Source organism: Bacillus haikouensis, assembly GCF_013179555.1.
GTDB lineage: Bacteria > Bacillota > Bacilli > Bacillales > Bacillaceae_B > Rossellomorea > Rossellomorea haikouensis_A.
In genome coordinates, this window is sequence record NZ_JABMCR010000117.1 from 1 (window position 1) to 12,796 (window position 12,796).

Sequence of the window (12,796 nt, forward strand, 5' to 3'; positions counted from 1 at the left end):
AGCTGTTCTTGAAAAAATGGAATTAAAGATTGATATTTTCAAAAGGCTGGATTCTATCTGTTCTGAAGGGACCATTTTAGCCACTAATACATCAACTATGAGTCCGACAGAAATTGGGGCTCAAACGTCGCGTCCGGATAAAGTGGTGGCCATGCATTTCTTTAATCCTGTTCATAAAATGAAGCTGATCGAAGTCATCCGTGGATTGGAGACATCTGACGCAACAGTACAACGTGTGAAAGAAGTCGGCGAGAGACTCAAGAAAGAAACCGTCGAAGTAAATGAATTGCCTGGGTTTGTCACTTCCAGAATGAATTGCCTGATTGGAAATGAAGCGATGAATATGCTGATGGAGGGTGTGGCCTCGGCTGAAGATATTGATAAAGCATTGAAGCTTGGACTCAATCATCCGATGGGACCACTTGAGTTGGCAGATTTAGTAGGGTTGGATACCCGGTTAAGAAATATGGAGTACTTGCATCAGACACTAGGTGAAAAATATCGACCTAGTCCTCTCTTGCTTAAATACGTAAAAGCAGGACGATTTGGGAAAAAGAGCGGAAGTGGTTTTTATCACTATTCTTAAGGGGGATGAGAGCGTGCATCAGTATGAACATTTGCTTGTTCAAATCGAACAGGGGGCGATGTGGCTGACGATCAACCGTCCGGAATTCCGAAATGCCCTGAACCTCGAAACCCTTCAAGAGATGGAGGATGCTTTCGGATGGGCAGAAGCAAACGATGAAATAAAGGTCATTGTGGTAAAAGGGGCCGGGGAAAAGTCATTTGCTGCAGGAGCAGATATTTTGCAGCTGCAACAAAAGAACATGCTGGATGCCCTGATACCAGGGATGCAGGGACTATATAAAAAAATACAACAATGCAGCAAAGTGACGATCGCGGCTGTAGAGGGCTATGCCCTTGGTGGGGGATGCGAGCTTGCTTTGGCTTGTGATATACGGGTTGCTGCAAAAAGAGCAACGTTCGGTTTGCCTGAGCTCAACCTTGGGATCATTCCCGGAGCAGGAGGGACACAGGTCCTCTCCAGGATTATTGGAAAGGGACGGGCCCTTGATATGATTCTCACCGGTAAGATGATTGATGGAGAGGAAGCAGAAAGGATCGGCCTTGTTTCCTATCTTGCTCCTGATGGTGAATTGGATAAGCAAGTAGAAGAGGTGGCCGCTCAGATTTATAAAAAAGGTCCGGTTGCTATCAAACTGGCAAAACTAGTTGTTCATAAAGGCTTTGATATTGATCTCGAGACAGCCATGCTGATAGAGAAGCTTTCACAGGCTGTAGCATTTGGAACAGAGGATAAACAGGAAGGCACATCAGCATTCCTGGAAAAACGAGCAGCGGAATTTACTAATCAATAAGGGAGAGGTACAGATGGACTTTAATTTTTCAGAGGATATAACATTTTTAAGAGATAATGTACGGAAGTTTGTGAAAGAAGCAGCAGAACCTTTGGCCATGGAAATTGAAGAGAAGGATATGATACCGGAAAAGCTGGTTGAAATGTCGAAGGAAATGGGACTCTTCGGTTTAAGTATCCCGGAAGAATTCGGTGGTCTTGGCCTTGATATGGTGGGGAAATGTGCCATCTATGAGGAGCTTGGTAAAACACATAATGGCTATACAACCTTGATCGGGGCGCACACTGGGATAGGGTCTGTCGGGATCGTCGAGTTAGGGACAGAAGCACAAAAGCAGAAATATTTGCCTAAAATGGCCACTGGAGAATGGATTGGCGCATTTGCCTTAACGGAACCAAGTGCCGGATCCAATGCAGCAGCGTTGAAAACGACTGCGGTCAGACAAGGAGATAAGTATATCCTGAATGGTTCCAAACACTATATTACCAACGCAGTCGATGGGCATGTATTTACCGTGATGGCTGTAACAGATCGTGCCAAAGGAGCCAAAGGAATCACGTCCTTTATCGTAGAAAAGGATTTCCCCGGCTTTGTTTTAGGAAAAGTAGAAGAGAAAATGGGATTAAAAGGATCTCATTCAGCTGAGCTCTTCTTTGAAAATATGGAGGTTCCTGCAGAAAACGTCCTTGGAACAGAAGGACAGGGCTATATCAATGCTTTAAAAATTCTGGCGAATGGGCGCGCCGGTCTTGCGGCAAGAAACCTTGGATCATGTGAGAAGCTTCTCGAACATTGCCTGCAATATACACAGGAACGGGAACAGTTTGGCAAACCGATCATCGAAGTACAGGCCGTTCAGCATATGCTTGCAGAAATAAGTATGCAGATCGAGGTTCTTAGATCGATGACGTATCGTGTTGCATGGATGACCGATCAAAAAAAGAGGGTAGTGAAAGAAGCTGCCATAGCGAAATTATTTGCTTCGGAAGTATATAACAAAGTCGCGGATTTAGCGGTACAAATACATGGCGGAATCGGATATATGAGGGATTATCCAATAGAGCGCTACTATCGTGATGCCAGAATCACAAAAATTTATGAAGGAACGTCTGAAATTCAGCGCAACATCATTGCGAATGAACTCAAACGCGAATCCTCATATGTGGGGGTGTAAGGAATGAACCAGCCATATATTGTTGAATCCGTCCGTACAGCGATTGGGAGGATGGGAGGAACGATAAAAGGTGTTCCTGTAGACCATCTTGCAGAGAAAGTCATCAGGGAAGTATTGAATCGAAGTCAGACTGAAGTGGAAGTAGATGAAGTCATTCTCGGTCAGGCAAAGCAAAGTGCAGATACCTCAAATCTTGGCCGTCTCGCTGCACTGCGGGCTCAGCTCCCGATCGAGGTTACCGGGTATACCGTTCATAGACAGTGCGGATCAGGCCTTCAAGCCGTTAATAATGCAGATATGCAAATAAGACTTGGTTATTCGGATGTTGTGATAGCTGGAGGAGCTGAAAGCATGAGTACAGCCCCCTACTATATTCGAAATGCACGGTATGGATTTCAGGTCGGTAATTCGCAAGTACTGGATCCGAATACGGAAAGTCAACCGTGCTCCCAGCCTATCGAAAAGTACGGCAACCTGACGATGGGTTTGACAGCAGAAAACCTTGCTGAAAAATTCAACATCAGCAGATCGGAGCAGGATGAGTTTGCCCTCAGAAGCCAAGAGCTTGCTCAGTCTGCCATTGAATCTGGACGGTTTGAGAAGGAAATTGTACCAGTTGAATATAAGGAGAAACGAAACACTCTACAATTTAGTGTTGACGAACATCCCCGGAGCACGACGATCGAAAAACTCTCAAAGCTGAAGGCCGTCTTTAAGGAAAACGGCACTGTGACAGCCGGTAATGCAAGCGGCCGAAATGATGGTGCTTCCGCGATTCTAATGATGAATGAGGATAAAGTGAGTGAATACGGGATAAAGCCGAAAGCCCAAATCATCGCACAGGCTGTGAGCGGAGTCTCTCCAGAAATAATGGGGATCGGACCAGTGTCTTCTACATTTAAAGCATTAAAGCAATGTGGACTCACAATTAATGATATGGGTCTGATCGAGTTGAATGAAGCTTTTGCCGCCCAGGCGCTATCAGTGATTCGTGAATCAGGTATGGACATCAACAAAGTAAATGTAAATGGAGGGGCCATTGCCTTGGGGCATCCAATTGGAGCAACAGGAGCGATCCTGATGACGAAGCTTCTTCACGAGTTGGAACGCAGGGGTGAAAAATATGGTTTAGTCACACTTTGTATTGGCGGCGGCCAGGGAATAACGACAATTATTGAAAATCTGCAAGTCTAGCCGGGGATGTCTCAAAGGGAGAGTGGTGCTGTGAATAAGCCTCATATTGTTCAGATTCTTCCCATGTATCATCCAGATGGGGAGGATCTACTGAACAAATATGCTCAAGTAAAGAAGTTTACTGGATTTAACGAAGGGGAGATATGCGATTACCTCGAACAACATCATGTCGATGGAATCATCCTCCGGGCTCCGGCCAGGATCACACCTGCTATTTTGGAGAGTTGCCAGCAAGTAAAAGCCATTTCTGGGGCAGGAGTGGGTCTTGATAATATTGATGTACGTTATGCAACGACAAAGAGGATTCCCATTTTACATGCACCAAAACTGAATAGTACGGCAACCGCAGAACATGCGGTGAGCCTGCTATTGGCGGTCATGAAAAAAACAGCATTTTTTGATAGGAAAACCAAAGCAGGAAACTTTCAGTCAAGGGATGGAGAATATACCCATGAACTGGAAGGGAAGCAACTGGGCATTGTTGGATTCGGCAGCATAGCTCAAAAGGTTGCGAGAATTTTAGTACATGGTTTCGGGATGAAGGGGATGGCGTATGTCAGAAGTATTGACAATGAAAAACAGCAGGCTGCTGATGATATAGGCGTGAAATTAACCACATCGTTGGAAAAAGTCTTTTCTGAAAGTGATGCAGTGAGTTTACATATCCCGCTAACGAAAGAAACAAATAAGCTTGTTGATCATAAATTGCTGATGCATATGAAGAAAACAGCAGTACTAATTAACACTGCCAGGGGCGGAGTGATTAATGAGCAAGATTTAACGGAGGCATTGAGTCAGAATCGAATTCTTGGTGCTGGAATCGACGTATTTACAACTGAACCGCCGCCTACTGATCATCCATTCTTTCAGCTGAAGCAAGTGACGATAAGTCCACATATTGGAGGGGTCACATTTGAAGCAGCACGGCAGACCTCCATCCTGATAGCAGAGAATCTTATCCGTGTGATAAATGGGGAGAACCTTTCTGTTATTGCCAACCATGCTGAACTTTCAGAAGATGGAAAGGGGGCATTTTCATGACAGCAGATCATTTGCAGAATGTAAAAGCTGATTTCGAAAATAGCCTATTCTGGAATTTCATCGGATTACAACTAAAAGAATTTAAAGAAGGCTATGTTTTACTGGCTCTTCCAATCCAGAAAGGGTTTATTAATGTGAGAAATTCAGTTCATGGAGGCATATATGCGTCTGTTCTTGATACAGCAATGGGGATGGCTGGAAGATCACTGGGTTTCGATGAAGTAGCGACGCTTCATTTGAACATTCAATATCTAAAATCTGTTGTGGAAGGAACGATACTTTCGGAAGCAACGATTATTCATCAAAACCGGAATACGGTATTCATTGAAGGAAGATTAAAGACGGATGACGGTGAACTTCTGAGCCATTGTACTGGAACATTTAAGCTCTCAAAGGTGGAAAGAATAGGATGAATACGGAAATAACAAAGATGTTTAACATTCGCTATCCCATCATCCAGGGCGGGCTGCAGGGGCTTGGAACATCTTCACTCGTTTCCGCAGTATCAGAAGCGGGAGGACTTGGACTCATAACAGCAGGGAGCTATTCTTCCAAGGAAGACATGTTGGAAGATATAAGGGCTGCAAGAAAACTCACCTCTAAGCCATTTGGAGCCAATATTGCCATTGGAATCCGTAAGCCGATGGATGAATTTGTTGAGGCTGCCATAGAAGCTCATGTTCCAGTTGTCTTTACATCTGGAAACAACCCTGAGAAATATATGAACAGTTTGAAAGGAAACGGGATAAAAGTGGTTCATGTAGTGCCATCTGTCAGATTTGCTAAAAAGGCAGAGGCGATCGGATGTGATGCAGTCGTTGTAGTTGGTTATGAGTGTGGCGGCCACCCTGGTAAAGAAGACGTTACAAGTCTTACTTTAATTCAGAAGGCAGTGGAGGAACTATCAATACCTGTTATTGCAGCTGGTGGATTTTCCACAGGGAAATCTGCTCTTGCTGCATTTGCTTTAGGAGCGCAAGGCATTCAGATGGGTACAAGGTTTTTAGCTTCAAAGGAAGTCAGTCTACATGATTCACTTAAAAGTAAATTAATTGGTTTACAAGAAACGGATACCATCCTTGTGAAAAAATCGATTGGAAAAGCAATGAGAGTGATGAAAACGGGACGTGCAATCGAGCTTGTAGAAAAGGAGAGAGCAGGAGCTTCGCTAGAAGAGATTTTTCCTTATATTAGCGGTGAATCCTATCAGGAATTACTTGCTACCGGAAATGACCATTCAGGCGTCATTTCATTGGGCCAGACAATCGGATTAATCAAGGAAATTAGAAGTGCTAAAGAGATCATACAGAACATCGTAGCGGAATACGAGGAACAACTTGAGCTATTATACCAGAATCATAGATAGGAGTGAAATCATGCTAAACCTGGAGAATCAGGTAGCCGTTGTGACTGGGGCAAGCATGGGAATCGGCAGGGAGATTTCCAAGAAGCTTGCCTTAGAAGGTGCGTATGTTTATTTAGTAGACATTCGTGAACAAGTTTTATTGGAGACTTACCATCAGTTCATTGATAAGGGTCTTTCGGTTAAGGCAGTAGCAGCAGATGTCACCAAGGAAGTGGATGTTGAAAAGCTATTCGCCGAGGTGGAAGGTGAGCATGGGAAAGTAGATATATTAATTAATAATGCAGGAATTATTCGTGACAATCTATTATATAAGATGAGTCCAGATGATTGGGATGATGTGATGAGTGTGCATTTAAAAGGCACGTTCCTTTGCAGTAAATCTGCCCAGAAATTAATGGTGAAAAATCGCTATGGACGTATCATTAATCTATCTTCGGTCTCAGCACTTGGAAGCAGAGGTCAGGCTAATTACGCTGCGGCTAAGGCGGGCATACAGGGGTTTACAAAGACATTAGCCATTGAACTGGGGAAATATAATATCACGGTGAACTCGATTGCTCCAGGTTTTATCATGACGGACATGACGAAGAAAGTAGCAGATCGACTTGGAATCACTTTTGATGAACTGATAGAAGCCAAAGTGAAACAAATTCCGGTCAACAGGGCAGGTACACCGGAAGATATCGCACAAGCCGCAAGCTTTTTTGCGAGCCCGGATTCGTCCTTTATAAGCGGTCAAGTGTTATATGTTGCCGGGGGACCAAAAGCATAGGAGGTCAGGAAAATGAAACATATGAAGATTGCCCTTATTCCAGGGGATGGGATAGGCCCTGAAGTCGTGTCAGAAGGTGTAAAGGTATTAAAGATGATTGAAGGAATCGATCCAAGGCTTTCTTTCAGCTTTACGGAATTTCCTTGGGGATGTGAGTATTATGTGGATACCGGGAAGATGATGGCCGACGATGGCATTGATCAATTGAAAGAATTCGATGCCATCTACTTGGGAGCAGTAGGATATCCAGGAGTCCCCGATCACATCTCTCTTTGGGAATTACTATTGGAAATACGTAAGAAGTTTGATCAGTATGTTAACCTCAGACCTATTAAACTCTTACACTCTGATTTAACCCCCCTTAAGAATAAAGGTGAAAAGGAAATAGACTTTCTAGTGATTCGGGAGAACAGCGAAGGAGAATATGCTGGAGCGGGTGATTGGCTTTTTAAAGGAAAGCCGGAGGAAGTAGTACTGCAGACGGGAGTATTTTCACGGAAAGGTACGGAACGGATTATTCGTTACGCATTTGAAGAAGCGCGTAAACAGAAGAAGACCCTGACAAGCATCAGCAAAGCGAATGCCCTTAATTATTCCATGGTATTCTGGGATGAGGTATTTAATGAAGTAGGGAAAGATTATCCTGATGTTCAAACCTACTCATACCTGGTGGACGCAGCGAGCCTTTATTTCGTCCTTCAGCCTGAAAGATTTGAAATTGTGGTGACTTCCAATTTATTTGGTGATATTTTAACTGATTTAGGTGCTGCCATTACAGGAGGCCTTGGTTTGGCAGCAGGGGCTAATATAAATCCCGAACGAAAGTATCCTTCCATGTTCGAACCCATCCACGGCTCTGCTCCTGATATTGCCGGAAAGGGGCTTGCTAATCCTCTTGCTGCAATATGGTCGGTCAGTCAGATGATGGATCACTTTGGTGAAAAAGAATGGGGGCGTGCTATTTTGTTAACCATTCAGGAGATACTTTCCCAAAAGGATATTCTAACCCCTGATCTCGGCGGCGGGGCAACTACTGAACAACTCGGGGATGAATTCAGGAATGTATTAATTCGTCGTGCTCCTCTTCAGGATAAAGTACAAAGGGGATAAGGAACCCACCCTCTGAACGGCATATTTGGAGTAGTAGATTGTAAGAGACTTAAAGAGAGAAGGGACAACATGTTACGTTTTTCTCTCATCATGAGTATGTGTTTTCTTTATATTGTTGAGGCTTTTGCGCCAAGCGTTTATATTGGTTTGGTATTTAACATAGTGGCCACTGCCGTATTTTTACTATTCCTTCCTTTATTAGAGTGGAATGGCCGGATATTTACACTTGCTCTGTTTACTGCAGGGGGAATCATTCACTATACCGTTGGAGATACAGGCTTTGATCTAGTCCAGGGAATCACCCAGAATATGCCCCTGTTATCGATTCTCATTTTAGCTCCACTTCTGTCAGTGCCACTGAGAAGAGAAGGGATCATTGATTCTGTAATCCTTTATTTGAACGAATTAAAAAGCAACCCCAGGAAAACGTTTTATGGAATAAGCACGTTTATGCTAACCCTGGCACCTATCTTAAATATGGGTGCCTTAAGGATTGTTCACGGGTTTGTGGAAAGTATACACCTTCCGTCAAAGTTACTATCAAGATCCTATTATGTAGGGTTTACCCCGGCGGTTATTTGGTCACCATTTTTTGCTTCAGTGGGGATTGTCTTATTTTATTTAGATATTACCTATCTCTCATATGTCGCCGTAGGAGTCATTTTTGCCGTTATTCAAATGACTGTAGGAATCGTTCTTTTTAGACCTAAGATAGTAGAAGAGACTGCTGCAGCCGAGGAAAAAAACGTAATGGTTTCACATGCTAAAGGGGATAAAAAGGATATGTATCTCCTCTTTGGTTTTGTGCTTGGATTGGTTGTGTTGTTGATTGTGATGGAGCAGGTTTTTCAGAAGACCATGCTACTCCTGGTTAGCATCATTTGTTTTCTGGTTCCCGCAGCCTGGGTGATCTTACGGAAAAGGAAATCGATCGTAAAGGAAGAAATTATTCTCTATAAGAACAAGCTTCACTCGCAAAAAATGGAAATTTGCCTATTCTTAAGTGCAGGGCTGTTCGGGAATGCTGTTTCCCATACACCCGTCAAAGAGCTATTGGAGATGTCCATAAAGTGGTCGGCCACACAATCCATTGGTGTTTTGTTTCTCTTTATCATCCTTTTGGTTACCTTTATGGCATTTCTCGGAGTGCATCAAATTATCGTTACACCCTTAATTTTAACCTCGTTGGACTTTACAGACATGCCTAATGTAGCTGTCGCCAGTGTAGCGTTTATGTGTATTTTTACCTGGATGCTGTCATCCGCCATTTCTCCTTTGAATGCTATGAATATTATCATCAGCCAGTGTGTTCAGAGAAATGGTGTAACAGTTGCATTTAAGTGGAATGGAGTCTATTTTCTTTCGATAACGGCTATTGCCTTTGTGTATGTTTATATTTTGAATTGGATATGATGATGATCGGTTCCTAAGCTCACTCTACAAACTTATACAGGCCGTCACCCCGTTCATCCTGGTAATGGTTCTCGACCTGATGCTGATTACGTACTTCCCGGCTATTTCTATGTTTTTGACGACACTTTGATGCAGGGCATGTCCTATAACGAATAAGAGTAAAATAGAAAACAGTGTATCCGGCAAGTCTGAAGGATGCACTGTTTTTTTAGTTGATTGCTTGAGGACTCATAGATTCGAATTATATTAATGATAATAAACGAAACAAGGTAAGATTCGTCATCCGGTTTGGAGGGAGGGATCTTTTTTTTAGGCATATGGGGTTAGATTTATAAACAGATAGAAAGATAATCAATTGGCGATGAAATCGATAGTTGCAAATGAGGGAGCAAGGAGGCGATTTTTAAAATTCTTTAAATAGAAAGGGGCATCGGAATAAATAGTGGAATGACCTTTTAATAGTTAAACAACAATTATGATATAAATCGGATTAGTTGGTGGTGATAGAACAAACAAAAGTTTTATTATGGCATCCCTCTAATACGATTGAACCGTTGTCCTGGATGTAGAGTTAGGCGCGGGCTTATCTCTTTTTTAAGGATTTAATCCTTGGTAACAGTGTATATATTTCATCAGTTCTGCAATTCCTTTTAATTGAAGTAATAGTTGATTGTTCAAGTTTTCCAATGCTACCTGAAAGGATTGTTCGATTTTATCGTAGTTTTGTGTGTCTAGATCGTTTAATAATTTCTTCATATTTTCTATATAATAAACGGTTTTTCTCAAACTGCTTATTATCAGTATTTTTCGAAGCTCAGATATCGAAAACATTCTATAACCGTTTTCTTTATTTCTTTCTGAATGGACTAATCCTTCATTTTCCCAATGGCGGATGGCTGAAGTATTTACTCCCGCTATTTTTGCGGACTCTCCAATACTCATACATTCCTTTAATTTTAGATCTTTGTATTGAGTAAATTCAGCATGTTGAATCATCGTCAGGATTTCTTCCACTCGCTGTTTCTCCACTTGTATTTGGAATTGCTGTTCATTCACAAGCCATAAGGCTTCTTCAAACCTTGAGCTTTTAATCATTCTCATAACTTCGTAAACAATGGGTATGTCATATCCTTTTAACAGTGCTCTAATGGTAGTAAAAGCTTGGAAATGAATCGGTTGATAAAATCGGTGATTACTATTCGTTCTTGGTACAAGAGGAATGAGGTCTTGTGCTTCATATCTTCTCAAAGTGGTTGTGCTGACATTTAGGGCGTTTGCCATTTGTTTAGGGGTGTATGACTTCATTTATAGTCTCCTTTTTTAAAGTAAAACCTTCAAGTGCTACATTAACATATTTTAAATAAAAGCCTAATAAATAAGGGGAGAAAGTTGAAAAACCGAAATATTGCATGAATGTTATACGATGATAGTATAAACATTTTAGGAGTGATAAATATGGAGAAGAACATAAAACTTACGGATGAATCAGAATTAAAGGTTGGTTTAGTCGGGGATCCCGACTCTCCTGTTATCATGCTTCCAGTTGCTAAAGAGTCTGTACATGGACAAGAAGCTGAAAACTTGAAGTTGTGGGGAGTAGACCCCGAATTAGGAAAACATTTTATTGAGGGGCTTGTGGACGAGTTTCAGATTCTATATTTCGACTACGAAGGACACCGTATGCAACATCCGAACCCTGAGAATCTCACACCTGAAAATATAGTAAAAGATTTGATAACAATAGCTGATGAAATGAACGTTAAGAAGTTTAGTTATTATGGATATTCCTGGTTAGCTTTAGTTGGATTGCAATTAGCCATTCGGACAAATAGAGTAGAAAGCTTAATCATGGGTGGCTTTCCGCCAATAGATGGTCCATATAAAGAAATGATGGCAGTAACAAATAAAACATTCGAACAAGCTTTGTATAATCAAAATTCTCCTGTCATTAACGAACATGATCAGGTTAATCCAGAAAAGGTTGACTGGGATAACATACAGGTAAAGATCGACACAAATCAAACGAAACAATTTGTTACAATGTACAAGAATTTATTGGAATTTGATGATCGAGCAATTCAGCATAAATTAGTTATGCCAAGATTGGCGTTCGCCGGGGAAAAAGACACGATTGTTTACGGAGAAAACTTTGGCAGTGTAACCGTAGATATTATCGGTATACTTCAAAAAAATAAACAAGAGTTAGAACACCTTGGATGGGATATAGAAATCATAAAAGGAAATGATATGGATCACACAAAAGCTATGCAGCCTGGAACGGTCCTATCATTGATAAAGCACTGGATGATTAAAAATTTGAATATAACTCGTTAAATATAGTAATGTGATACCCTGATATTTTCCACCACAACATCCAGATACCCAATAAAAAAGGCAGAAACCACATGGTCTCTGCCTTTTCCCACATCACCCAGCTGCCTCTTCAGGCGCCTGCTCTGCCTTTTTAATAAAGAAGGAAAGCACCAGGCTGATGCGGCAGCCGTGTTGGGAACGGTCGAAGCCTGGCTGCGAAATGGATATGCCGTATACACCCACGTATCTTGCCAGGGAGTTCTACTTGTTTCATAAGAGAGGGCTTGAGGAAGGGGAGTGACCTGAAAGAAGACATCCGCTTGGGGATGTCTCCGTTTATGGTGATTAGGTGTCTTAACTATATTAAAAATAGATCCCAAACTCTGAATAAACGTCCATTTCCAAGATTATATATGTTAACTCCCGTGAAAATGGGGAACTAGTATAGAGGAAGCTTTACCAGAAGAGTTAATGAAAAGGAGTGGAACGTATGAATCAGAGTCAACTGGAACGAATGAAGAATGGCAAAGGATTTATTGCGGCGCTGGATCAAAGCGGTGGCAGTACACCGAAAGCGTTGGAAGCGTATGGCGTGATGGGGGACTCCTATTCGAATGAGGATGAAATGTTTGATCAGGTGCATCAGATGCGCACGAGAATTATCACGTCTCCCGCGTTCAGCTCAGAGCACATCCTCGGAGTGATCCTGTTCGAGCAGACGATGGACAGTAAGGTAGAGGGGAAGTATACGGCGGATTATCTGGCTGATCATAATATAGTCCCATTCTTAAAAGTGGACAAAGGACTGGCTGAAAAAGAAAACGGAGTGCAGCTCATGAAGCCGAATCCTGATCTGGATGAGACGCTTCGCCGAGCCAATGAACGGCATATATTCGGGACCAAAATGCGTTCGGTCATCCATGAGCCGGATGAATCGGGGATCAAGGCTGTGGTGGAACAGCAATTCGAAATCGGAAAGAGAATCATAGCGTCTGATCTGCTTCCGATCATCGAACCGGAAGTGAATATCCACA

At 42.3% G+C, this 12,796-nt stretch carries 13 protein-coding genes; 12 read left to right on the top strand and 1 reads right to left on the bottom strand.

Annotated features, from left to right (window positions below; genetic code table 11):
- The 10 genes from HP456_RS12340 to HP456_RS12385 all read left to right on the top strand — a co-directional run.
- A partial coding sequence (locus tag HP456_RS12340) for a 3-hydroxyacyl-CoA dehydrogenase NAD-binding domain-containing protein (RefSeq protein ID WP_172251478.1) occupies window positions 1-586 on the top strand: 586 nt, incomplete at its 5' end.
- A 13-nt stretch (window positions 587-599) separates the two neighbouring features.
- Window positions 600-1,379, top strand: a complete 780-nt coding sequence (locus tag HP456_RS12345; protein ID WP_172251480.1) for an enoyl-CoA hydratase/isomerase family protein — start codon at window positions 600-602, stop codon at window positions 1,377-1,379.
- Between the two features lie 13 nt (window positions 1,380-1,392).
- Window positions 1,393-2,553, top strand: a complete 1,161-nt coding sequence (locus HP456_RS12350; protein ID WP_172251482.1) for an acyl-CoA dehydrogenase family protein — start codon at window positions 1,393-1,395, stop codon at window positions 2,551-2,553.
- 3 nt (window positions 2,554-2,556) lie between these two features.
- Window positions 2,557-3,747: a thiolase family protein gene (locus HP456_RS12355; protein ID WP_172251484.1), complete on the top strand. Its 1,191-nt coding sequence runs from the start codon at window positions 2,557-2,559 to the stop codon at window positions 3,745-3,747.
- Window positions 3,748-3,777: 30 nt separating this feature from the next.
- Window positions 3,778-4,788: a hydroxyacid dehydrogenase gene (locus HP456_RS12360; protein ID WP_172251486.1), complete on the top strand. Its 1,011-nt coding sequence runs from the start codon at window positions 3,778-3,780 to the stop codon at window positions 4,786-4,788.
- Window positions 4,785-5,201 carry a PaaI family thioesterase gene (locus HP456_RS12365; protein ID WP_172251488.1) on the top strand — a complete coding sequence of 139 codons (417 nt, stop codon included), beginning with the start codon at window positions 4,785-4,787 and terminating at the stop codon, window positions 5,199-5,201. The genes HP456_RS12360 and HP456_RS12365 overlap by 4 nt, the downstream gene beginning before the upstream one ends.
- Complete coding sequence (locus HP456_RS12370; protein WP_172251490.1) at window positions 5,198-6,154, top strand: NAD(P)H-dependent flavin oxidoreductase; 957 nt, start codon at window positions 5,198-5,200, stop codon at window positions 6,152-6,154. The genes HP456_RS12365 and HP456_RS12370 overlap by 4 nt, the downstream gene beginning before the upstream one ends.
- Before the next feature lie 7 nt (window positions 6,155-6,161).
- Window positions 6,162-6,926 carry a 3-oxoacyl-ACP reductase FabG gene (gene fabG / locus HP456_RS12375; RefSeq protein WP_376766210.1) on the top strand — a complete coding sequence of 255 codons (765 nt, stop codon included), beginning with the start codon at window positions 6,162-6,164 and terminating at the stop codon, window positions 6,924-6,926.
- A 12-nt stretch (window positions 6,927-6,938) separates the two neighbouring features.
- On the top strand, window positions 6,939-8,036 hold the full coding sequence (locus HP456_RS12380) for a tartrate dehydrogenase (protein ID WP_172251494.1): 1,098 nt from the start codon (window positions 6,939-6,941) through the stop codon (window positions 8,034-8,036).
- Window positions 8,037-8,105: 69 nt separating this feature from the next.
- Window positions 8,106-9,449: a hypothetical protein gene (locus HP456_RS12385; protein WP_172251496.1), complete on the top strand. Its 1,344-nt coding sequence runs from the start codon at window positions 8,106-8,108 to the stop codon at window positions 9,447-9,449.
- 594 nt (window positions 9,450-10,043) lie between these two features.
- Here HP456_RS12385 and HP456_RS12390 read toward each other — a convergent pair.
- A complete protein-coding gene (locus tag HP456_RS12390; RefSeq protein WP_172251498.1) occupies window positions 10,044-10,754 on the bottom strand; it encodes a MerR family transcriptional regulator in 711 nt (236 codons plus the stop codon).
- Between the two features lie 150 nt (window positions 10,755-10,904).
- On the opposite strand from HP456_RS12390, the gene HP456_RS12395 reads away from it, so the two are divergent.
- Both HP456_RS12395 and HP456_RS12400 read left to right on the top strand, forming a co-directional pair.
- On the top strand, window positions 10,905-11,783 hold the full coding sequence (locus HP456_RS12395) for an alpha/beta fold hydrolase (RefSeq protein ID WP_172251500.1): 879 nt from the start codon (window positions 10,905-10,907) through the stop codon (window positions 11,781-11,783).
- A gap of 469 nt (window positions 11,784-12,252) precedes the next feature.
- On the top strand, window positions 12,253-12,796 hold a 544-nt coding region (locus HP456_RS12400; RefSeq protein ID WP_172251502.1), incomplete at its 3' end, for a class I fructose-bisphosphate aldolase.